Source organism: Nostoc sp. CCY 9925, from assembly GCF_963920935.1.
Taxonomy (GTDB): domain Bacteria; phylum Cyanobacteriota; class Cyanobacteriia; order Cyanobacteriales; family Nostocaceae; genus Nostoc.
In genome coordinates, this window is record NZ_CAWUDO010000017.1 from 24819 (window position 1) to 46887 (window position 22069).

Below are 22069 nucleotides of genomic sequence, written 5' to 3' on the forward strand. Positions count from 1 at the left end.
AGTTGAACAGATAGTTAAAACTAGTAGTCCTATTTGTTAAAAAACCTATGCAGATAAATCAGGTAATTGAAACCTACGATCGCGGTGCAGTCGATTATGACGCAATTATGAAGCGTTACTGGCACATCGATCGCGAACCGCTAATTGCTTCCTTGCAGCTTCAGCCAGGACAAACTGTACTGGATGCTGCGGTAGGAACGGGTCTTAATCTTTGTGCCTATCCTCAAGGGGTGCATGTGGTTGGTATCGATCTTTCTCATAAGATGCTGGATGAAGCACGTAAAAAAACTGTATCCGCAGATATCACCTTCAAGCTATCCGATCTCTGCAATCTGGATTTTCCTGATAATACTTTTGATGCCGTAGCATCGGGATTTACGCTATGTGTCGTTGACGATCCAGTCCGTGCTATGGAGGAGATTTTACGAGTTACTAAGCCTGGGGCCTTGATTGCCATTCTTGATTATTGCAAATCGCAAGATCCAGAGATTGAGAAATGGCAAGAGTTAATATCTGATGGAGCTTCACAGCTAGGCTTCCCCACTGGGAAAATCAAGTGGAATGCATTGATGGATTATGACGAATTGATTTACAACAGTAAGCTGACTATTGAAGTGCTGGTAGACAATCGCATAGAAAGCCCCAACCCGTTTTCATGTGGTTGTCAATTACTGCTGAAAAATTCAAAAGTTTAAAAACTTAAACTGTAGGGTGCGTTATAGCAACGCTTCACGCACCAACATATCTGGTGCGTTACTTTATCAATAGACTGTCAACAATCCAAGAAAAATAAGTACAATAAGCATCGTATCAAGCAAAACTAAGCTAACTATAAACCAGACATTGATTGTATAACCTAAGAGGATGTTTGAAAAGTCATGATTGATGTATCAAATATTTTTTACCCCTCCCTAACCCTCCCCTTGTCAAGGGGAGGGAACTAGATTTCCGGTCTCCCCCCTTGGAAAGGGGGGATTAAGGGGGGTAATTAAAATCACAGCTAACCACTTTTCAAACAACCTCTAATGACTTAAAGTATAAGACAATCGTTCTATTAATAATTCCTACAATTATTGATGTATTAAATAAACAAGCACCAGCTATTCCAAACGCGTAGGAAAAACCATCTCCTCGCCGATTGATTGGCGTTGTTATATGGTTATAATACAGCAAAATAGCTAAGGTCTAAGGTTCCAAAAAAAATAGTATAAGCTATTAGCCACTTCCTGTTAGGCATAATCTGAGCAATAACAAAAGGAATAGTTAGCAACAAAATAAAAAATCCGATAATATCAATCATGAATAAATTTCCTTATTTTTTAGATGATTTGGAAATATCCATTAGTCACATAAAGTTTAGTAAAAGCAAATAGGGAGCGGGAAACAGAGACAGTCTAGAGTGCGATGTATCGCCTTCCTAACGCGCACAAATAAAAGCCTGTTGCCTATTCCCTATTGCCTGCTTTACAGGTTGTTTTTAAACAGTTCTAGAACATGTTGCCAAGCATCAGGAGCAGCTTCAGGATTGTAACTTGGGTGTTGTTCCATAAATGGATGCTTATCTTTGAAAAATCCAGCAAAGAATCCATGTCCGGCATCGTATCGAAATACGCGATGATTGATTTGATTTTTCTTTAATTCTGCTTCAATTTGCTCAGTTTCCTCCTGAGAAACTAATGTATCCCTTGTGCCAAAAAATGCATAAATCGTACCTTGAATTTGTGAAGTGCGATTAATAGTTGGAGTGTCTTCACCATAACTAGAAGTGGTAATTCCAGCACCATAAAAAGCAGCCGTGGCTTTGATATCGGGGAAAGTTGCAGCGATGTAAGCAACATGACCGCCAAAACAAAAACCAATGACACCAATGGCATCTTTTTTGACATTGGGTAAAGTTTTTAAGTAGGCGATCGCTGCTTGAATATCGCTTAAGATATCTTGATACTTTACTTGTTGATAGTATTCCAACCCCAGACGATAAGCTTCTGGACTAAACCCAACATCTTCAGGGCTAAAATCAGCCTCAAAACCGGGAGCAATACGTTGATACATTGCGGGGGCTATTGCTACATAACCTTGTTTAGCAATTAGTTCTGCGATATCTCGAATGTTACTGTTGATGCCAAATATTTCTGGAAAAACGATAACGGCGGCAAAGGTTCCCTGATGTGCTGGTTGAGCTAAGTAGGCATCGATTTCTAAGTCATTGTTAGGTATTTTGACTTTTGTAGTGTTAATTTCGATGTTTGTTATTTCTACCATCTTTTTTCCGGCCAGTTGATACCAACTTGTCTATTTTGACTGCTTTTTGACACGGATAGAAAATATTTATGCCAAGCTATTTTGTTGCGTCTTGGCAGCTAGTATTACTCAAAATTGAATTTCTAACTTTTGGGCAGACAGTATCTCAAACTTCTGGATGATACTAAGGGTTTTTGATTTATGCGACCTTACAGAGGTAAGCATAAAGACTCAATATTAAGAAGCACAAAAAAAACTATGCCAGATCAATCATTTAGAACAAACATACCAGAAGTCGATCCAACTGAGATTGAAGATACTCGAACTGCGATCGCTGATGAACATCGCTCGTTCTTAGAAAAAGTCATGGTCAAAGCCGGATTTGCAGATATATATGACGCCAGAGACTTTACTGAAGTTGTGTTTCGGGTGATGCGTGACTTGATGACGACAGAAGCAAGCGATCGCGTCGAGGGAGAACTGCATAAAGAAGCTGTGCCTACAGATGAGAAAGCACTCCAGTTTGAAATCGCCGATTTGTGGAAAGATACCAATCCAATTGTCGGATTTTTGAGCCGGGTTCGTCCACCTTGGCAAGGCCCAGGCATCTTTAAAATCGATTCCGATCGCTTCCTATTCCGAGTTGCTAATGAAAGCGGAATGCCGCGTTCAGTCGAGCGAGAACAGGCTGTTAAAGCTGTGTTTTCTGCCACGAAAGACGAACTTTCTCAAGAGCGGATTCAGGAAATTGCTAGCTGGCTCCCTGACTATGTACGTCAGCTTTGGGAGCAAGCTTAATTATAAGCCTGAAAAATTCAAGTCTGTTTGTGGATGATAATCCACAAACAGACTTTTTATATACAGCATATTTTAGGTAAATAGAGATGTCAGTATCATTTTTATGACCATGACTGCAATTCTTACTGCTTTGTTCCAGTATTTATGATGAATTAAAAAATTTAAATTATACAATTAACATCCGGAAGACAAAGGTGAAGATAGGAAAAATAGTGAAGATATGATTGTAACTTTCTTGTCTTGAGTTAATATAAAAGGCTTTCACAATGGTTACTACTCCTGTATACTATTTGCAAATTCTGGGCAATCCGAATATTGAAATTTCTCAAGATCAGGTGCGATCGCTTTTAGGAGAAATAGAAGTACAACTGCATCGTAGCGGAGTTTATCGACGTGCTTTAGCAATTGTGCAGAAGTTAATAGGCGAACAAACACATCAGGCTCAAGATTTATTAAAAGCCGTAGGTAGAGAAGCGATCGGTTTAGCATTTCAACAATTTGCCCAACAATATCAAAAAGTTGAAAAAGTTGAAACAGCTACAGATACAAACCAAGCCACAGAAATAGTCGATTCTTCACCAGAAATACACCAGGAAAATTGCACCCTCCAGAAGCAATCCTCTAAAAATACAGCAGAAAATTCGCTGTGGAAAAAACCACTACAATTACTGAATCATCAGAAAATTTCTCAAGCAGAACAAGCCGACCAAGCAGCCCAACAACGCATAGATAGCCTACGTCAAATCGGGCAACAACTCCAAAAAACCCGTCAGTCCAAAGGGCTTTCTTTGTACCACATCCATTTTTACACTCATATCCGCATGGAGCTGATAGAAGCATTAGAAAACGGTAACTGGCAAGAATTACCAGATGACATTTTTGTACGTGGATTTATCCGGCGTTATGGAGATTTTTTAGGACTTAATGGTGTTACTTTAGCTGCTTGTTTGCCAGTACAAGCAGCTATACCAGTAGCTCAATCCTTGTCGTATCAATCTAAAAAAGGAATGGGATTGGAAATTCGTCCGCCGCATTTATATGTAGGTTATACAGCTCTTCTTGCTGGTGCAATGGGAGGATTAGCTTTCATGTCCCAGCAACAAGCAAATACCAATATATCAATAGAGCAAGATAACTCTTCTTCTGTTTCACAATCATTAAAACAAGAATCCCCTACTGTTAAACCAGGGATTAAATCTACTAACACTGGTGTGGTTGTCGGATCTGATATTTCCCCACCAGAAGGATTATATTAACGAACTGCACCACAATTCAATTACATCTTACTAAAGCAGATTGCAAGTTGGTGAGGCAGAGATCGCCGTATGGTAGCACAGCTGTGCTACCCGCAAACAAAAGTATAAAAGGAATGCGATCGCCTGCTGATAAAATGAAGGTGCGTTGCGCTTTGCGACAACACACCCTATATTTGAGATGCGATGGTACTAAAACCCTACCCCTTGAAGAGGAAAAGCAACTGTACTACTTTCTCTGCGCCAAGTTGTTCCATTAGTCCAAGCTACATCATTCTCTGATCTTCTGCCCACATAGGTTTTATCTTTTCCGAACGTGACTTGAATTCGGTCGTTAGCAATACAGCTACCTCTCAAAGGAGTAGGATTGGGGTTATATACAACCAATTCATTGTTTCCGATGTAAGCTATCACACCTTTTGGCGCACCACCACCACGGTATATTCCTGTAAACCAATTACATGAAGCAGGTGACTGCGCTTCGACGGTTGAAGACATGAGCACACCAGAGTGGAAAACTGTAGCAAATGTTAAACCGGATAAAACAAACAATTTCTTCATGAACAATCCTCAAAAATAAAAATCAAGACAAATTGGAAAATAAATTACTTAGGCTATCGATAGAACGTAAAATTACAGATATTATGTAATTTCTTTAACGCCCTCAAATTTACGATACTAGTAATAACGTAGTTTTCTCATACTACAAACATCGCTTCAAGCTGAAAAGCGGAAAATAGCGGATTAAATAAAAATTACTAAAAAGACGGAGAATAACGGAAAAATACGGATAAAGTCTGCTAAAATTACAAAAATTATATTTTATTTATAAATATGCAATATGCAACTTCACGAACTATTAGAATTTGTGGATGAAGCTGTTTATCTCAAGACAGGTAAGCATCTCAATGACTTGCAGCGTGGAGTTATTGAAGGAACACTAAAGTATCAAACATATTCTGATATTGCAGATAATTGTGGTTGTAGCCCTGGTCATGCCAAGGATATAGGATATGAACTTTTGCAAATGTTATCTGATATTTTTGATGAACCAGTTGATAAAGGTAATCTGAAATCAGTTTTAGAACGTCAACGCAATATCAATATTTCTCTGGGTAAAAATACAATTAATGGTAATATAATTGGCTGTATAAACGTTAATTCCAAACAACCTAAAATTAAAGCAAACAAAAATAATTCTGATACTTCTAACTCACAGCAACGTAGTGAAAATAAAACTAAGATTGATAAATTACGGCAGTTTGGTTTAAATGATGAGCAAATCGCACAAGCATTAGAGTTGCCCTTGGAGGTTGTTAAACAGGTAGAGCTCGAAAAGTAGTTAAGCTAATCATTTACTTTATTGTTAGCAGGTAGGGTGTGTTGTCGCGTAGCGCAACGCACCATGCCATTTAACGGCGTTCCTCAATGATAGTTTCAGAAACAGACTTTCCCTCAACCTGAATTAGTCTTCGTTCAGCTATGGTTCGTAAGCAAAATGCTTAATCTGCTTTACTAAACCAGAATCGATTAAAGCTTGGTGAAATGCTGCTTGCTTGAGATTTTCCTCTTTAACAGCAAGATACTTTTGAATTGTCTGGCTAAGTTGTTGAAGCTCTGTTGTTTCCAGTGTCTCAAGTTGTTTAAGTATTTGCTTCAAAGTTTCTGTTACCATACATTTTTTATGTAGATTTATTTCCAAAATAGCTATTCCCAGTCTTCATACTTCAAGCCTTCAATACGGCTAAATTCACGGGTATTGTGAGTGACGAGGGTGAGGTCATTTGCTAAAGCAATCGCAGCAATTAACAAATCATTTGCTCCAATTGGAGTTCCCAAAGCATTAAGACGAGCGCGAATCTTTCCAGCTATTTTTGCAGCTTGGCGATCCAGGGGTAAATCAACAAACTCAGCAAATAAATTTTCTAGATGAATCAGGTTTATATCAACGTTTGCACTTTTATAAGCTCCGTAATACAGTTCGCTATAAACAATGGTACAGATATAAATTTCTCTAGAAGGAATTGATAGAATTTTTTGTGTAACAGATGAATTTGGTGAATTCAGAATTTGAATACATGCATTTATATCTAGAAGGTAAGCCATTGAATTTCCTCCCGTTCCTCAAAGGGAAGTTGTTCTGGACGTTCAAGCGGCTCACCTTCCCAGCTACCTATTACTTCATCAATAAATCTATGAGAGTATCCAAGTTCTTGGGGCGTTTGAATAGAAGACTGTGAGGATTTTTTTGTCACAGCTTGAAAGACAATTACTACATCTAATTCTTGGTTGGTAATTTCAGGTGGAAGCTGTACTTGCAAAATTCCATCATCACCAATAAATGTTCTAATCCTAATACTTTCCATTTCTTAAAAATTTAACTCCGTTTATAAACTAACTCCATCTTCAACTTATCAATCTCCAACTTCAACTTTTCATTCTCTATTCTCAGTTTAGCATTCTCCTCCCTAATCAACTCAACTTCATTCCTCTTACTCAACGCCTGATTCATCGCCAACTTTCGCATATCTAGCGAGAACCAACGCTGATAAGTTTGCGTGTGAACTTGTACGCTATGCCCCAAATTATCTGCCGCTGCTTTAATTGGAATCCCCAAAATATGCGCTCGAATTGCCCAAGCGTGACGTAAATCATAAGGCTTAAAATCTAAGCCGATTTTACGAAACCACCAACTAACTCGCTGTGTTAAAGCCGTGATTTCTGCATGATTGGTATTATCTTTTTTACTAATTGCTGTTGCCAACATTTCTAAATATTTGGGATTTCTTAAATCAAATTCATCAATCCATTGTTTATATAAAGGTAAAGCTTCTCTCTCCCCAGTTTTACAATCTTTATGAACTTTCCATGTCAAATCTACATTTTCTTGACTTAACCACCAACCGATATCAGGATTAGTAAAAAGCTCTCGCGGTCGTAAACCAAAAACTGCTAACATTCCATAAGCCCAGCGCCAAAGTTGCCAGCTATCTTGAACATTTTGGTTAACTTGGTTGCCTCTGATATTTAAATATTCTTCAAACTTGCTAATTCCCTCAGCTATTTCTGCATCAGTCGGTATATTGCGGGAATTTTTCTCTGGCATTTTGGAATATTTAGACAAATCGATTTCGATTTTGAACGTCTGGCAAAATACAGCGATCGCTCTGGCTGCATTATACTTAGCCCATTCCTTATCTATTTTTTCAATTGCACTTATCAAATTATCCGAAGTCGCTAAATCTGTAGGATTAGTGAATCGCTTAGTTCGCGAAAAATAATAAAAAAATGTATGTTCGCTTTTTGTCGTGCGTTTGTGAGTTTTAAAATATTCATCTTCAAATTTTTCGAGTAATTCCCCAATTGTTTGAAAATCTTTTTTAATTGCCTCATTGCCTAAATATTTATCATTCCATTCAAAGGTTTTACGAGCAATTAACTTTCCTAATTCATACGCCTCTTCCTCAGCCGTTTTTAATCCATCCAAGTTAGCGGGAATATTTAAGCTGAGATTGTATTGCTTTCTGCCAGTACTGTTTTTATCCTTGTCTCCAGGTTTAATCGGTAACGTAGCGCGTAATTGCAGACTTCCATTCGATTCTCTAATTGTGACTTTTGTCTTTGCAGACTTCAAACGCAGATTTACTTTCTCTAATTCAAGTAGTACTTTTGATTTCATGTGTTCTCTTTGCTGCTGTGCTTGCAGACTTGAGCCAAAAAAACTGCCATCGGTAGATGAAACTGGCTCCAAGTCTGCAAAGGCTTGCTGATACTTGTCTTTACCCTGGTTATGCATCGCTGTGGTTTTAGCCTATATTTAGCCTAAAAATAAATGTGTTCTCAGCGAACAATGTTTAATTCTGACATTGCTTACTGCAAACATTAGGCTGTTTAAAAAAATTAAACCACAAAAAGGATTACTCCGGTCCTTATCACGGTTATGATGGCTTTGCTATCTTCGCTCGCGATATGGATTTGGCACTCAACAGCCCAACCTGGGGATTAATTGGCGCTCCCTGGAGCAAAAAAGCTGAAGCTAAAGCCACAGCTAAAGCAACTGCCTAAAAAAAATGAGAGAGACATAAGTACCTGGGGCTAATACCCCAGGAGGGAGTTGGGAATACAAAATTCAAAATTCAAAATTCAAAATGATGTGTTTTGCTTTTTGCATTTTGAGTTTTGAGTCATATTTCCACTCCCTCCCTCCTCTATCATGTCTGGTTGAAGATTTATTGTTTAGGCTGACACAAAGACGCGGTGACGCGGAGAGTTTTTTGGATAAGTCATTAGACCGACATGATATTACTGCCGATTCCTCGATTAGTAATAAACTCAGCAAGCTTGGAGACCAGAAATGCCTCAGAATCCAGATAAAATTCAAGACCACGTAGAGCTGTTTCACCAGCCGGAATACCAACAGCTATTTGAAAACAAAAAGCAGTTTGAAAACGGTCACGACCCCGAAGAAGTTGCGCGGGTTGCAGAATGGACTAAGGGTTGGGATTACCGCGAAAAGAACTTTGCTCGTGAAGCTCTAACCGTCAACCCTGCTAAAGGTTGCCAACCTTTAGGAGCAATCTTCGCTGCTGTTGGATTTGAAGGCACTCTGCCCTTTGTTCAAGGTTCCCAAGGTTGCGTTGCATACTTCCGTACCCACTTAACCCGTCACTACAAAGAACCATTCTCTGGTGTGTCTTCTTCAATGACTGAAGATGCAGCGGTGTTTGGTGGACTGCAAAACATGATTGACGGCTTGGCGAACTCTTACCAACTCTACAAGCCCAAGATGATTGCTGTCTGCACCACCTGTATGGCAGAAGTAATTGGTGATGACTTACAAGCTTTCATCAACAACGCTAAGAAAGCTGGTTCGGTTCCTCAAGATTTCCCAGTTCCTTACGCTCACACCCCCAGCTTTGTTGGTTCCCACATCACTGGTTACGACAACATGATGAAGGGAATTCTTTCTAACTTGACCGCAGGTCACAAGAAAGAAACCAGCAATGGTAAAATCAACTTCGTTCCAGGTTTTGACACCTACGTTGGCAACAACCGCGAAATCAAGCGGATTGCTTCTCTGTTTGGCTTTGACTACACAATTCTAGCTGACAACAGCGATTACCTGGATTCACCCAACACTGGTGAGTTCGATATGTATCCACGTGCTACAAAGCTGGAAGATGCAGCAGATTCAATTAATGGTAAAGCTACAGTATTCCTGCAATCACACTCCACAGTCAAAACCCGCGAGTACATCGAAAAAGAATGGAACCAACCAACCGTAGTTTCCCGTCCTTGGGGTATTAAAGCTACTGATGAGTTCTTGATGAAACTCAGCGAACTATCTGGTAAGCCCATTCCTGAAGAATTGGAAATCGAACGCGGTCGTGCAGTTGACGCAATGACTGACTCCCATGCATGGATTCATGGAAAGCGCTTCGCTATCTACGGTGAACCCGATTTAGTGTACAGCGTTGTGGGCTTCATGCTGGAAATGGGTGCTGAACCAGTGCATATTTTGGTTCACAACAGCAACGAAGTATTTGAAGCAGAAATGAGAGAACTGCTTGCTTCTAGCCCCTTCGGTCAAAATGCAACCATCTGGGGTGGTAAAGACCTGTGGCACATGCGTTCCTTGTTGTTCACCGAACCCGTAGACTTGTTGATTGGTAACTCCTACGGTAAGTACCTGTGGCGCGATACCAAGATTCCCCTCGTGAGAATCGGCTACCCCATTATGGATCGTCACCACTTGCACCGCTACAGCACCATCGGTTACCAAGGTGTAATCAACTTGCTCAACTGGGTTGTAAATACCTTGTTTGAAGAAATCGATCGCAACACCAATATTCCTTCTAAGACCGATATTTCCTACGATTTGATTCGTTAGGAATTGCACAGAAACGCAAGTTATTAGGGACTGAGGGGTAGGGACTGGGGACTAGGGATTGGGGACTGGGGACTTAATTATTCCCAATCCCCAATACCCAATACTCAGTACCCAATACCCATTCCCGAATTTAGCATTTACCTGAGGCATTAAATCAATGGAAACTATCAATAAAACTCACACCCACACTCATACTCATCCTCATCCTAATTACCATCCACCTAACTATCAAAAACGCGGGATATTTAGCAATATCCTCAATCCTTTACGTCGTGTGGTGGATGGAATTGAGGTTAAAAATAATCGCTTCGCTCATTTAATTTGCCAAACAATTCCTTGCTGTTGTCCTTTTGAACGGCAAATAAAATTATTTGGGCGGTCTTTTGATATTCCACCATTGTGTAAACTCAATCCTTTATATGATGAGTTTGTCGGATTGCGTTTTCGTGCTTTATCTTATCTTGCAGATGTATGTGGAGAAGATGTCACGAAATATATTTGTTAGTCATTAGTCATTGGTCATTAGTCATTGGTTATTATAGCGATTTCCAATTGAGTGAGGTACACAAACTTTTGTTTTTAAACGCAGAGGGGCGCAGAGTCAAGCGCAGAGTTACGCAGCGAAAAGTTTGAGCGGCCGGCTTCCGGCGTAGACCCGAAGGGGCTTGCCTGAGGCATCAAAGCTTTTCAAGACAGAGGTTTGAGCAATAGTCATAGATCCCCAGTTATTAGTTATTCAAAAAACAAATGACCAATGACTAATGACCAATGACTAATGACTAATGACTAATGACCAATGACCAATGACCAATGACCAATGACCAATGACTATTCACAAAGAGAAGAGAGATGAAAAGCACCCAAGGCAAAATTAACGAGTTGCTCAGTGAGTCAGGATGCGAGCATAATCAGCATAAACAATCAGAAAAGAAAAACAAGTCTTGCGCCCAACAGGCACAACCTGGCGCTGCTCAAGGTGGCTGTGCTTTTGATGGGGCGATGATTGCTTTAGTACCGATCGCGGATGCGGCTCATTTAGTCCACGGGCCGATCGCCTGTGCTGGTAATTCCTGGGGCAGTCGTGGTAGTCTCTCTTCTGGGCCGCAACTCTACAAGATGGGCTTTACGACTGACTTAAGTGAAAATGATGTCATTTTCGGTGGCGAGAAGAAGCTCTACAAAGCGATTCTGGAACTTCACGAACGCTACCAGCCAGCAGCAGTATTTGTCTACGCTACTTGCGTAACTGCTCTGATTGGCGATGATATCGATGCAGTTTGCAAAGCCGCAGCTGAGAAAATTGGCACTCCAGTTGTCCCGGTAATTGCTCCAGGATTTATTGGCAGTAAAAATCTCGGCAACCGTTTTGGCGGTGAAGCTTTATTAGATTATGTTGTCGGGACAGCAGAACCGGAATCCACAACGCCTTATGATATTAACTTAATAGGCGAGTACAACATCGCCGGGGAAATGTGGGGAGTCACGCCGCTGTTAGAAAAATTAGGCATCCGCATTTTGTCCAAAATTACGGGCGACGCTCGGTACAATGAAATTCGCTATGCCCATCGCGCCAAGCTGAATGTGATGATCTGTTCGCGGGCGCTGGTGAACATGGCGAGAAAGATGGAGGAGCGTTACGGCATTCCTTATATTGAAGAATCTTTCTACGGCATCGATGACATGAATCGCTGTCTGCGAAATATTGCTGCTAAATTAGGCGACCCCGATTTACAAGCACGCACAGAAAAGCTGATTGCTGAAGAAACTGCGGCTTTAGATTTGGCACTGGCTCCCTATCGCGCTCGACTCAAAGGTAAGCGTGTTGTATTGTATACTGGCGGTGTGAAGAGTTGGTCGATTATCTCGGCTGCGAAAGACTTGGGGATTGAAGTTGTTGCTACTAGTACTCGGAAAAGTACTGAGGAAGATAAAGCCAAAATCAAGAAGTTGCTGGGTAACGATGGCATCATGCTGGAGAAAGGCAACGCCCAGGAATTGTTACAGCTGGTGAGAGATACTCAAGCAGACATGTTGATTGCTGGAGGTCGTAACCAATACACCGCCTTAAAAGCCCGGATTCCTTTCTTGGATATCAACCAAGAACGTCACCATCCTTATGCAGGTTATGTAGGGATGATTGAGATGGCGCGGGAATTGTACGAAGCTCTTTATAGTCCGATTTGGGAGCAAATACGCAAGCCGGCTCCTTGGGACGAGAACGCGGGGAGTGCTTTCACTGCGTCAATGGAAGAGGTAATCTAAATGGCGATCGTTACTGTTTCTAACAAATCACTGACGGTTAATCCTCTCAAGCAAAGCCAAGCTTTAGGCGCGTCTTTAGCTTTTTTGGGATTGAAGGGGACGATGCCTTTATTCCACGGTTCTCAAGGTTGTACTGCTTTCGCAAAAGTTGTGCTGGTGCGCCATTTCCGGGAAGCGATTCCCTTAGCCACCACTGCGATGACGGAAGTCACTACGATTTTGGGTGGCGAAGAAAATGTGGAACAGGCAATTCTGACTTTGGTAGAAAAGGCTAAACCTGAAATTATTGGTTTATGTACTACTGGGTTGACGGAAACTAGAGGAGATGACATCGAAGGTTTTCTCAAGGAAATCCGGAAACGCCACCCAGAATTGCATGATTTGGCGATCGTATTTGCTCCGACTCCCGATTTTAAAGGTGCCCTGCAAGATGGTTTCGCCGTCGCTGTGGAAAGCATAGTCAAGGAAATTCCGCGGGCGGGTGGGATTAAAACCGAACAAGTGACGATTTTGCCGAGTGCTGCTTTTACGCCAGGGGATGTACAGGAAATCAAAGAGATGGTGACGGCTTTTGGCTTGGTGCCCATCTTTGTACCTGACATCGGCGCTTCCCTTGATGGACATTTGGAAGATAATTACAGCGCGGTTACAGTTAGCGGAACTACCTTAAAACAGCTACGAGAAGTTGGTTGTTCTGCTTTCACTTTGGCTTTAGGCGAAAGTATGCGCGGTGCTGCCAAGATTTTGGAAGAGAGATTTGGCACTCCTTACGAGGTGTTTGGCGAACTGACTGGATTAGAACCAGTAGACGAGTTTCTCCAAGCATTGGCGATTTTGAGTGGTAACAGCGTACCGGAAAAATACCGCCGCCAACGTCGTCAGTTGCAAGATGCGATGTTAGACACGCACTTTTATTTTGGTGCTAAGCGAGTTTCTTTAGCACTGGAACCCGATTTGTTGTGGTCAACAGTCCATTTTCTGCAATCAATGGGAGCGCAGATTCATGCTGCGGTGACAACGACGCGATCGCCTTTACTCGAAAGACTCCCAGTGAAAAGCATTACCATCGGCGATTTAGAAGACTTTGACGGTTTAGCAGCAGGTTCAGATTTGCTGATTGGTAACTCAAATGTCGGTGCGATCGCCAAACGTCTTAGCGTTCCTCTTTATCGTCTGGGATTGCCCATTTACGACCGCTTAGGTAATGGTCAGTTTACCAAAGTTGGTTATCGAGGCACAATGGAAGTTTTGTATGGCATGGGTAACCTCTTTTTAGAGGCAGAAGAAGCAAGAGTTAAGCAGTTACAAGAATTAGGAATTGTGGGCGCGGATTTTTGAAGAAAGAATTCTGATTTCTGACTCCTGAATTCTTTATTCAAAACTTTAAAGAGGAGAATTACGATGAAAATTGCCTTCACTACGAGTGACCGAGTTCATATTAATGCTCACTTTGGATGGGCAAGGTTAATTGACGTTTATGAAATTTCCAATGAGGGATATCAATTTGTAGAAACCCTCAACTTTGAAGGTGAACTCAAAGAAGATGGAAATGAAGATAAAATCACACCAAAACTGGAAGCATTAAACGATTGTACCATTGTTTATGTAACAGCAATTGGTGGCAGCGCTGCGGCTCGGTTAATCAAAAAAGGTGTTACCCCAGTGAAGGCGCGATCGGAAGAAGAAGAAATTAGTGAAGTACTAAATAAATTAGTGCAAACCTTGAAAGGTAATCCTCCACCTTGGTTGCGTAAAGCTTTACAGCAAAAACCTGCCAATTTTACAGATGAAGTTGGAGACGAAGCAACAGTATGACTATAAATAATAGTGTTAACGGAACCGCTCCCACCGAAGTCTTGAGTTCCCCTTTTCTCAAGGTATTAATCAAACAGATTCGGGGTCAAGATAGCTATGGAATTTACCGTACTTGGTCGGATGAATTACTTCTCAAACCCTTTATTGTTACCAAACAAAAGAAACGGGAAATTTCCGTTGAAGGTGAAGTTGATCCGGTAACTCAAGCTCGGATTATGGCATTTTTTCGAGCTGTAGCCGCCGGTATTGAACAGGAAACAGGCTTGATTTCTCAAGTTGTAATTGATTTGAGTCATGAGGGATTTGGCTGGGCGCTGGTTTTTTCTGGTCGTCTTTTGGTAGCAGTAAAAACCTTACGTGATGCTCAAAGATTTGGCTTTGATTCCCTAGAAAAATTAGCCCAAGAGGGAGAAAGCTACATCCAAAAAGGTATTGATTTGGCGAAGCGGTTCCCGGAAGTAGGAAAGCTGTAATAATTTTAGATTTTGGATGACGATTTGTAGAGACGCGATTTATCGCGTCTTGAATCAAGGATGTGTTGCTCACGCAGAGACGCAGAGGCACAGAGAGGAAGATGAGAGATATTGAGCGATCGCAAATCATTATTATCCAATCCAAAATCTAAAATCCAAAATTCATTGTGGGGTTGTTGATGGTGCAAGCGGAAGAAACAAGGATTGAGGAACTGAAAGGACAAATTAGACGGCTGAATAGTAAAGCAGGTCAGATGAAGATGGATCTGCATGATTTAGCGGAAGGTTTGCCAACAGATTACAAACAACTTATGGATGTTGCAGCTGCAACTTATGAAATATTTCATCAGTTAGATGAACTTAAGCAACTGCTGAAAGAATTGGAGAACGCTAAATGACTGGAACTATCGAAGAATTCAAAAAGCTCGTAGATGCAGAAGAATTTTTGCAATTCTTTAATTTGCCCTACGACCAACAATTTGTGAATGTAAATCGTCTACATATTTTGAAAAAGTTTTCTCAATACATCAAGGAAGTTGATGATAATTCTGCCGATTTAAGTCCAGAAGAAAGGCTAAATCAATATTCTTTGGCTTTGCAAAAAGCTTATCAGGTATTTATCGAGTCAACACCTCACGAACAAAAGTTGTTCAAAGTGTTTAACGACAAGCCGAAAAATGTAGTCACACTGACAGAACTCACTTCTGATTAGGAGGTATAAATTGGTAAACCTAACGCCTACCGAATTAGAACGCTATCGTCGCCAAATGATGCTGCCTAATTTTGGCGAAGCAGCACAGAAGCGCCTGAAGTCAGCAACAGTTTTGGTTACGGGTGTGGGGGGATTGGGTGGTACGGCGGCGCTTTACTTAGCAGTAGCAGGCGTTGGGCGGCTAATCCTAGTCCGGGGTGGTGACTTGCGGCTAGATGATATGAATCGTCAGGTTTTAATGACGGACGATTGGGTAGGTAAGCCAAGGGTATTCAAAGCTAAGGAAACTCTGGATGGGATTAATCCTGATGTCCAGGTGGAAGCGGTTCATGATTATATCACCCCGGAAAATGTGGATGAATTGGTGCAATCCGCTGATATGGCTCTTGATTGTGCCCATAATTTTACGGAGCGCAATTTGTTAAATGAAGCTTGCGTGCGCTGGCGTAAGCCAATGGTGGAAGCTGCAATGGACGGGATGGAAGCTTACCTGACAACGATTATTCCTGGTGTGACTCCTTGTTTGTCCTGTCTGTTTCCGGAAAAGCCTGATTGGGATCGGCGCGGCTTTTCAGTTGTAGGTGCTGTTTCTGGGACGCTGGCTTGTTTAACCGCGCTGGAGGCGATTAAGTTAATCACTGGGTTTAGTCAGCCTTTATTGTCGCAATTGCTGACTATGGACTTGAGCCGACTGGAATTTGCCAAGCGCCGTTCTTACCGCGATCGCTCTTGTCCAGTATGCGGTAATAGTGCGCCCTGGAGATACGCTCAACCCAATTCAATGGAAGCCAGCGGTATTGCACAGAATGGCTAATTAGTCATTAGTCATTAGTCATTAGTCATTAGTCATTAGTAAAAAACAAGGGACAAATGATAACTGACAAATGACAAACACAAACAATAAAGGACGAACAATAAATCAGGAGATCTAATGACTGTAACTTTATCAGAAAAAGCAGAATTTCATCTGCGAGCATTTCTACGAGGTTCCGCACCCGACGCTAATGGCGCAACTAAAGGTGTCCGTTTCTCTGTCAAAGATGGTGGTTGCAGTGGCTACGAATATGCAATGGATATCACTAGCAAACCCCAAGCAGACGATTTGGTAATCCAGCAAGGCAAAGTGCTGGTTTACGTTGACGCCAAAAGTGCGCCGTTATTAGAAGGAGTGATAGTTGACTTCGTTGAGGGTGTGATGGAAAGCGGCTTTAAGTTCATCAACCCCAATGCAACTGAGAACTGCGGTTGTGGAAAGTCTTTCAAAACAGGTGACTGTACGCCTACTGGTGTACCTTGCAGCTAACACTATTGCTTGTGTCGGGCGATCGCATTGCAGAGCGATAGGTTGACTCAAAATTTTCGGGAATTAAACCTAATTGTATAACGTTTGAGGAGAATCTGGAAATGGCTACCTACCAAGTTAGATTAATCAACAAAAAAGAAGATCTCGACACGACAATTGAAGTTGACGAAGAGACTACTATCTTAGAAGCAGCACACGAAAACGATATTGATTTGCCAGCTTCTTGCCATGCAGGTTCTTGCTCTAGCTGTGTTGGCAAGGTCGTTGAAGGTGAAATTAATCAAGAAGATCAAAACTTCCTAGATGACGACCAAGTTTCTAAAGGATACGCTTTACTTTGTGTAACCTATCCTCGTTCTAATTGCACAATTAAAACACATCAAGAAGCATATTTGGTCTAAACTTTTACTTTGATTGCTGTTTTTAGCAACTAAATAAAAATGAAGGATGAAGTATATTTTCATCCTTCATTTTTTATAATTGATAATTCATCATTTATTTATGTTTACACCTTTTAGTGTGACTGGTTGCTCATTAGAATTGTTGAGGGTAGGAGAACAAGGAATTATAACTTTCTGCAAAATTAAAGATGAAACAATTTTAAACAAACTTATATTAATGGGCATAAAACCAGGAAAATCTATTACTGTACAACAACGGTTACCCTCGTTAATTCTTGAGGTAGGAAATGCATCTTTTATAGTAGATATGGAAACTGCACGTGCTATTTATGTCAGAATAATTAAATTATGAATTATTTGTAGCAGCAAATTTTATTTTTATTTGATACAACAAATTTCAAGCGTATTACTGGGATAAATAATTGTTTTCTTAAGTAGGGTGTGTTATGCCATAGGCTAATACCATTTCCAAAAATTTTTGCGACACATGAATCGTCTGTAGGGGCGTACAGTTGTACGCCCCTAGCTGTGTATCTTTATCAGGTATTTCGTGAAATGGTATAACGCAGCATTAAAAATTCAAGGCGCGTTGCGCGACAACACACCCTACATCTGAATCCTTTTATAAATAACCTCTAATAAATTTTCGACCTCACTCCTTTGTTAACTAATTTTAGGAGTGAGGTCACTAATTTATAGATTATGGATGCAATTCGGTATCAGAAGTGAATTGGCTATTTTTTAATCAACAGCAACTAATACATCTGATGATTTAATCACTGCATAAGCTGTTTTACCTTCTGCAAGTCCCAGCTTCTCCGCTGAGGATTTTGTGATAATTGACACTAGCTCTACTCCTGGTGCTAGCTCTATAGTTATTTCAGTATTAACTGAACCAGGTACAACTTTTTTAACAGTACCTTTGAGAGAATTACGAGCACTAATTTCCATTTGTCTTTTGTTTGTTGTTATGAATACTCAAATAAGGTAGCAAATGATAGTTATAAAAATCAAGTTATTTGAGATTTCTTAATAAGTATAAGAAAAATACACCAAAGTTCATTCTTAATATATCTGCCGGATGTTGACTTTTATAATTTTTTATTTACACGAAGCTAGTTAATTGCTAGATACTATTTGCTCACAATATTATAGTTATATCAGCTATCTGCTATTAGTCTAATTTCTAAAATAAAACTGTCAAAACTACTCAAAGCCACTATGTTTTCATAATTTTTTAAGTTTTTGATTTCAATATGTATGGGGATCTTTATAAATGATTCATAATTCAAACTTATCAGAGTGATAATATATAACTAAGCTAAATTTTTGCTAGTAAACCTAGACAATATTATCAATAAAGGTGAGTTTGTAAAGAAACCAAAACTAACATTCTTATGGAAAGAACTTCAAAGAGCTATTTCCAATGCTCGCTCAATTTATGCTAATTATGGTTCATTTTCTAAAAGAGCGATCGCAGCTTGGGATTTTGTAGATGAACTCGAAGCAGAAGCTGGTTTTTATGGCGCATCTAAACTCGAAAAATCAGCAAGAGGATTATTCTCAGATTGTGAAGACCTAGTGGCGATCGCTTAATAGACTTACTAGGCTATTAGCGTAAATTAGAGCATTGATTTAGTAATCACAAGGCTCAAATTTCAGCTAATGATATAGGTTGTGAAAAAATGGTGGGCAATGCTCACCATTCTGTTTTACAAGCAGATTTGTGCTTGTTAATTAGTGAAAGTTGTGGGGTTGGAAAAATAATTATGAGTCAAACTTTGAGTCAAGAAAGAACCCAATCGACTATAAAGCAATTGATTTCGCCAGCAATGCAGAAGTATTAAGGATACTCAAAAATGCCACAAAGCAAAATATCGGGCAAAGCCTATCATGAAGCAACCAAGCATTCTTACTTATCGGTACAGGTCGATCCAAATTATGTAGATGCTTCAACCCAGCCATCTGCATTTAAATTCTATCCAAAATTTTATCGAAGAGTGAAATTAAATGTCAATAATCCCGTTCACTCTTTTATATCTTTAACTAGTGCAATAACACTAGAAAAAATGTATAAAGATAGTCTCGATAAATTGCGAGTGAATCCATCAGCAGGCGCTCTGTATCCTACGGAGGTTTACGTACAGCTTCGCAAAATTCCGGGAATACTAGATGGAATTTATCACTTAGAAGTTGAGAATAATTGTCTAACACTCATCTATGAATTAATTGATGATGGGCTAGAGAGTTATATTATACCGGACAAAAGTATCAACGGATTCATCTTTTTAATTAGCTGTGTTTATTATAGGTCTAGCTGGAAATATCAAAATAGAAGCGTGAGATATTGCTTTTTGGATAGCGGACACCATTTAGGTGCCATCGCAGCTTCGGCTTATCTCCATGAAAAAGATATACAACTAATTTTTGATTTCGATAAACTTGGTCTCAATTTAGCTTTGGGATTTGAGAATAAAGAGTTTATCACAGCTTGTGCGGTGTCAGGAGAATTACAAGAAAAGAAAGTCAGACCCTTAAGGATGAAAATTCCTTTTGTTTGCGGTACTGATTACTTTGAGCCTAATCAATTCATTGAAGATACCTATCAGGCTACGGCTGTACAAAGGAGTAGTAAGAAACAACTCAAACAGCCTCAGTTTAGCTATGACAAGGATAAATTTCATCAAACTGTTTTGAATAGGCGTTCTATTAGACGTTTCCGGAAAAATTCTATTTCTCAAGAAGATTATCTATATATAATGCAGCAACTTGAGCAGCCAATACCGACAGAAAATTATGAGGAAATAGATATTTACTCGGTGGTACATCGAGTAGAGGGAATGTCATGCGGGTTATATAAAGGTACATATCTGATTAAGACGGGTAATTTTAGCGAACAGACAGGTTACTTATGTATTAATCAAGCTATTGCTAGAGATAGCGCTGTAACTTTATTTTTCGTATCTGATTATTTAAACTACCAAACTGCTATGCAAATAGCTGGTTTTCTAGGACAGAGACTTTATTTAGCTAGTAATTATTTGGGGATTCAATGTAGCGGAATCGGTGCTTTTTATGATGATGAAACCCAGAAATTATTAGAAATAAATAAAGATGTAATTTACGCAATGGTGATTGGAATATAAGCAGGAAAGGAAAAAGATATGGCTAGAAAGATGTATTTCTTCAACGGTGATGATTCGCATCCAGTACAACCGACATCGGCAGATATTATATTGCGGCAACAGTTAGAGTATTCTATTAGTAAGTACTTTTATGATGGTTGCGATCGCACAATTCAAAATCTCTTATCTAATTGTCGGTGGTATGTCACAACCCACGCCAGCGCGATGACATTAGTAATTGAATGTCCCGACCAAGTTACCAATTGGCGGATATTACAACAAATAGTCCCAATGGGGACATTACTTAACCAAATTATCAGCAGCGCCAAAATCCGCGTCTGTCCCCCCGAAGGCCAAGGCGTACCTTTTGAAATGAGAGTAGATGAACTCTCTGTATACCGTGACTTGGCGGGGTGAGGAGATGGGGAGACACGGAGAGGCGGGGACGCGGAGAATAATTAAAATAACTAATGCCCAATGCCCTATGCCCGATGCCCTATGCCCACATTTTTGATAAGTGCAGCTACCTCTTCAAAAACCAAATCGGCAGAATGTTTCACAACAGGACTTAACTCTAGTCCCAAATCAAGATTTGCCGCTTCAATTAAATAAACTGTCACATCTTCAGGAAAGTCATTTTGAAAGATTTTCCGCCCAGCGGCTAAAGCATTATCCCAACGAAAATCATGCAAATTATAACTAGGTTCTGGCAAAGCTTCTAATTCTTGTCCTGGAACTTTAAACACAGCACCAGGCTCAGAATTAGTTGAACTTGCATCAATAATTATTAATTGTTTACTACCTCTAGCTTGAAACATTACTTCCATTCCTGCGGTGCCACAGTCATAAACTCGCACATGAGGATGAGGGTTTTGGGCTAGATATTTTTGTAGGCGTTGAGCGATAATTACGCCTACAGCATCGTCACTGCGATTGAGATTTCCGCAACCAATAATAGTTAGCATAAGAAAACATTTTTATTTAAGCGGTTGCAAATTCAGTTAAAGCCCGTTCGCTTGGAGAGTGAAAAGCTAACACAATATCACTTTGGGGAACCCCTGCGTTTAATAATTCCGTGGCAATACCTTCTTGAGTCCAATCTTCTTCGATCCAAAGTAAAGTCTGTACTTCAGGCAATTAGTAGTAACTGAAACAGAGGCTCTGACTAATAGTACAGACAAAGCCTCTGAAAAATAATTTATCAGCAGGAAACTAAAACTCTACACCATGTTTCTTAGCAATTTCAGTCAGTTTTTCACACTGATGTTGTGATGCTTTAGTTAATATTGTTTGTGCATCTTCTGGAGTTGTGCCCTCTTTAGGAATTAAATACTTGACATAAAGTGACACAAAATCAGCTACGATCGCTAAACCTGATAAACCATGTTTGTCAGCTTCCTTACCAGCGATCGCTGATACTAAACCTGCTTTAATTGGATCTGGTTTAACTTTCATAAACTGATCCACAAGCTTGGGAACATAATCTGCTGGCGGCAAATTATCTAACTTAGTTCTATCTGGAGTAAAGTTACATTCTGCGGCTTTTGCCTGTTCTAAAACACACCATTCTATGAATTCTTGCAATGCTGCATCGGGAACGCGAGGCAAATAATTATGTAGCGCTAAATCAGACACAAGCTTACCGTGTAAATTTATGTTTTATGCAAGTGCATTAAGCCAAGCCTAACCCACTATTTCTATAAGTTTTAGTGTGTTACGCTACGAGTTTTGAATAATTAGTCATTAGTCATTGGGCATTGGGCATTGGGCATTGGGAGAGGCAGAAGATGGAAGTT

Annotated in this window: 27 protein-coding genes and 3 pseudogenes; 20 read left to right on the forward strand and 10 right to left on the reverse strand. The window is 40.1% G+C overall.

Going from position 1 to position 22069, the window contains the following annotated elements; all coding sequences use genetic code 11:
- Positions 1-47: 47 nt before the first annotated feature.
- A complete protein-coding gene (locus ACM0OY_RS11585; protein ID WP_414569001.1) occupies positions 48-695 on the forward strand; it encodes a class I SAM-dependent methyltransferase in 648 nt (215 codons plus the stop codon).
- A gap of 769 nt (positions 696-1464) precedes the next feature.
- Here the strand turns inward: ACM0OY_RS11585 and ACM0OY_RS11590 are convergent.
- The gene (locus ACM0OY_RS11590) at positions 1465-2262 is read right to left on the reverse strand and encodes a dienelactone hydrolase family protein (RefSeq protein WP_414569002.1); all 798 of its coding nucleotides are present in this window, start codon (positions 2260-2262) and stop codon (positions 1465-1467) included.
- Positions 2263-2499: 237 nt separating this feature from the next.
- On the opposite strand from ACM0OY_RS11590, the gene ACM0OY_RS11595 reads away from it, so the two are divergent.
- Both ACM0OY_RS11595 and ACM0OY_RS11600 read left to right on the forward strand, forming a co-directional pair.
- Entirely contained in the window at positions 2500-3039 is a 540-nt protein-coding gene (locus tag ACM0OY_RS11595) for a DUF2267 domain-containing protein (protein ID WP_414569003.1), read from the forward strand.
- 266 nt (positions 3040-3305) lie between these two features.
- On the forward strand, positions 3306-4295 hold the full coding sequence (locus ACM0OY_RS11600; RefSeq protein ID WP_414569004.1) for a helix-turn-helix domain-containing protein: 990 nt from the start codon (positions 3306-3308) through the stop codon (positions 4293-4295).
- Positions 4296-4484: 189 nt separating this feature from the next.
- Here the strand turns inward: ACM0OY_RS11600 and ACM0OY_RS11605 are convergent, their stop codons facing one another.
- The gene (locus ACM0OY_RS11605; protein ID WP_414569005.1) at positions 4485-4790 is read right to left on the reverse strand and encodes a hypothetical protein; all 306 of its coding nucleotides are present in this window, start codon (positions 4788-4790) and stop codon (positions 4485-4487) included.
- Positions 4791-5133: 343 nt separating this feature from the next.
- Here ACM0OY_RS11605 and ACM0OY_RS11610 point away from each other — a divergent pair, with 343 nt between their 5' ends.
- Positions 5134-5634, forward strand: coding sequence for a hypothetical protein (locus ACM0OY_RS11610; RefSeq protein ID WP_414569006.1), 501 nt, complete (start codon positions 5134-5136; stop codon positions 5632-5634).
- Positions 5635-5772: 138 nt separating this feature from the next.
- On the opposite strand, the gene ACM0OY_RS11615 is transcribed toward ACM0OY_RS11610, so the two are convergent.
- Genes ACM0OY_RS11615 through ACM0OY_RS11630 form a run of 4 tightly spaced genes read right to left on the reverse strand, consistent with a single transcriptional unit; the run spans position 5773 to position 8088 of the window.
- The gene (locus ACM0OY_RS11615) at positions 5773-5967 is read right to left on the reverse strand and encodes a hypothetical protein (RefSeq protein WP_414569007.1); all 195 of its coding nucleotides are present in this window, start codon (positions 5965-5967) and stop codon (positions 5773-5775) included.
- Between the two features lie 32 nt (positions 5968-5999).
- On the reverse strand, positions 6000-6398 hold the full coding sequence (locus tag ACM0OY_RS11620; protein ID WP_414569008.1) for a type II toxin-antitoxin system VapC family toxin: 399 nt from the start codon (positions 6396-6398) through the stop codon (positions 6000-6002).
- Complete coding sequence (locus ACM0OY_RS11625) at positions 6383-6658, reverse strand: hypothetical protein (RefSeq protein WP_414569009.1); 276 nt, start codon at positions 6656-6658, stop codon at positions 6383-6385. Before ACM0OY_RS11625 ends, ACM0OY_RS11620 begins: the two co-directional genes overlap by 16 nt.
- Before the next feature lie 11 nt (positions 6659-6669).
- The gene (locus ACM0OY_RS11630) at positions 6670-8088 is read right to left on the reverse strand and encodes a site-specific integrase (protein WP_414569010.1); all 1419 of its coding nucleotides are present in this window, start codon (positions 8086-8088) and stop codon (positions 6670-6672) included.
- Between the two features lie 110 nt (positions 8089-8198).
- Here ACM0OY_RS11630 and ACM0OY_RS11635 point away from each other — a divergent pair.
- From ACM0OY_RS11635 to ACM0OY_RS11695, 13 genes and pseudogenes are all read left to right on the forward strand, one after another.
- Positions 8199-8357: pseudogene (locus tag ACM0OY_RS11635) on the forward strand (nitrogenase molybdenum-iron protein alpha chain); the annotation flags it as partial.
- A gap of 289 nt (positions 8358-8646) precedes the next feature.
- Positions 8647-10182, forward strand: a complete 1536-nt coding sequence (nifK, locus tag ACM0OY_RS11640; protein ID WP_414569011.1) for a nitrogenase molybdenum-iron protein subunit beta — start codon at positions 8647-8649, stop codon at positions 10180-10182.
- A 157-nt stretch (positions 10183-10339) separates the two neighbouring features.
- The gene (locus ACM0OY_RS11645) at positions 10340-10687 is read left to right on the forward strand and encodes a Mo-dependent nitrogenase C-terminal domain-containing protein (RefSeq protein ID WP_414569012.1); all 348 of its coding nucleotides are present in this window, start codon (positions 10340-10342) and stop codon (positions 10685-10687) included.
- Between the two features lie 344 nt (positions 10688-11031).
- Positions 11032-12444, forward strand: coding sequence for a nitrogenase iron-molybdenum cofactor biosynthesis protein NifE (gene nifE / locus ACM0OY_RS11650; RefSeq protein WP_414569013.1), 1413 nt, complete (start codon positions 11032-11034; stop codon positions 12442-12444).
- On the forward strand, positions 12445-13782 hold the full coding sequence (nifN, locus tag ACM0OY_RS11655) for a nitrogenase iron-molybdenum cofactor biosynthesis protein NifN (RefSeq protein ID WP_414569014.1): 1338 nt from the start codon (positions 12445-12447) through the stop codon (positions 13780-13782). It begins immediately after the preceding gene.
- A gap of 63 nt (positions 13783-13845) precedes the next feature.
- Positions 13846-14259, forward strand: a complete 414-nt coding sequence (nifX, locus tag ACM0OY_RS11660) for a nitrogen fixation protein NifX (protein ID WP_414569015.1) — start codon at positions 13846-13848, stop codon at positions 14257-14259.
- Positions 14256-14732, forward strand: coding sequence for a NifX-associated nitrogen fixation protein (locus tag ACM0OY_RS11665; RefSeq protein ID WP_414569016.1), 477 nt, complete (start codon positions 14256-14258; stop codon positions 14730-14732). Before nifX ends, ACM0OY_RS11665 begins: the two co-directional genes overlap by 4 nt.
- 179 nt (positions 14733-14911) lie before the next feature.
- Positions 14912-15130 (forward strand): CCE_0567 family metalloprotein, encoded by a 219-nt coding sequence (locus tag ACM0OY_RS11670; RefSeq protein ID WP_414569017.1) that lies wholly within the window; start codon positions 14912-14914, stop codon positions 15128-15130.
- Entirely contained in the window at positions 15127-15444 is a 318-nt protein-coding gene (gene nifW, locus ACM0OY_RS11675; RefSeq protein ID WP_414569018.1) for a nitrogenase-stabilizing/protective protein NifW, read from the forward strand. Before ACM0OY_RS11670 ends, nifW begins: the two co-directional genes overlap by 4 nt.
- A gap of 10 nt (positions 15445-15454) precedes the next feature.
- Positions 15455-16258, forward strand: coding sequence for a HesA/MoeB/ThiF family protein (locus tag ACM0OY_RS11680; protein WP_414569019.1), 804 nt, complete (start codon positions 15455-15457; stop codon positions 16256-16258).
- Between the two features lie 117 nt (positions 16259-16375).
- Positions 16376-16747 carry a HesB/IscA family protein gene (locus ACM0OY_RS11685; protein ID WP_414569020.1) on the forward strand — a complete coding sequence of 124 codons (372 nt, stop codon included), beginning with the start codon at positions 16376-16378 and terminating at the stop codon, positions 16745-16747.
- A 101-nt stretch (positions 16748-16848) separates the two neighbouring features.
- Complete coding sequence (locus tag ACM0OY_RS11690) at positions 16849-17148, forward strand: 2Fe-2S iron-sulfur cluster-binding protein (RefSeq protein ID WP_073640065.1); 300 nt, start codon at positions 16849-16851, stop codon at positions 17146-17148.
- Positions 17149-17248: 100 nt separating this feature from the next.
- Complete coding sequence (locus tag ACM0OY_RS11695; protein ID WP_414569021.1) at positions 17249-17500, forward strand: FeoA family protein; 252 nt, start codon at positions 17249-17251, stop codon at positions 17498-17500.
- A 389-nt stretch (positions 17501-17889) separates the two neighbouring features.
- On the opposite strand, the gene ACM0OY_RS11700 is transcribed toward ACM0OY_RS11695, so the two are convergent.
- Entirely contained in the window at positions 17890-18099 is a 210-nt protein-coding gene (locus tag ACM0OY_RS11700) for a TOBE domain-containing protein (protein WP_414569022.1), read from the reverse strand.
- A gap of 399 nt (positions 18100-18498) precedes the next feature.
- Here ACM0OY_RS11700 and ACM0OY_RS11705 point away from each other — a divergent pair.
- From ACM0OY_RS11705 to ACM0OY_RS11715, 3 genes and pseudogenes are all read left to right on the forward strand, one after another.
- A pseudogene (locus ACM0OY_RS11705) lies at positions 18499-18744 on the forward strand (CP12 domain-containing protein); the annotation flags it as partial.
- A gap of 263 nt (positions 18745-19007) precedes the next feature.
- Positions 19008-20294, forward strand: a complete 1287-nt coding sequence (locus ACM0OY_RS11710; RefSeq protein WP_414569023.1) for a nitroreductase family protein — start codon at positions 19008-19010, stop codon at positions 20292-20294.
- Positions 20295-20312: 18 nt separating this feature from the next.
- On the forward strand, positions 20313-20690 hold the full coding sequence (locus ACM0OY_RS11715) for a hypothetical protein (protein ID WP_414569024.1): 378 nt from the start codon (positions 20313-20315) through the stop codon (positions 20688-20690).
- 65 nt (positions 20691-20755) lie between these two features.
- Here the strand turns inward: ACM0OY_RS11715 and ACM0OY_RS11720 are convergent, their stop codons facing one another.
- From ACM0OY_RS11720 to ACM0OY_RS11730, 3 genes and pseudogenes are all read right to left on the reverse strand, one after another.
- A complete protein-coding gene (locus ACM0OY_RS11720) occupies positions 20756-21238 on the reverse strand; it encodes a hydrogenase maturation protease (protein ID WP_414569025.1) in 483 nt (160 codons plus the stop codon).
- Positions 21239-21254: 16 nt separating this feature from the next.
- Positions 21255-21389, reverse strand: a pseudogene (locus ACM0OY_RS11725) (element excision factor XisI family protein); the annotation flags it as partial.
- A 96-nt stretch (positions 21390-21485) separates the two neighbouring features.
- The gene (locus tag ACM0OY_RS11730) at positions 21486-21908 is read right to left on the reverse strand and encodes a hypothetical protein (RefSeq protein ID WP_414569026.1); all 423 of its coding nucleotides are present in this window, start codon (positions 21906-21908) and stop codon (positions 21486-21488) included.
- Positions 21909-22069: the final 161 nt, after the last annotated feature.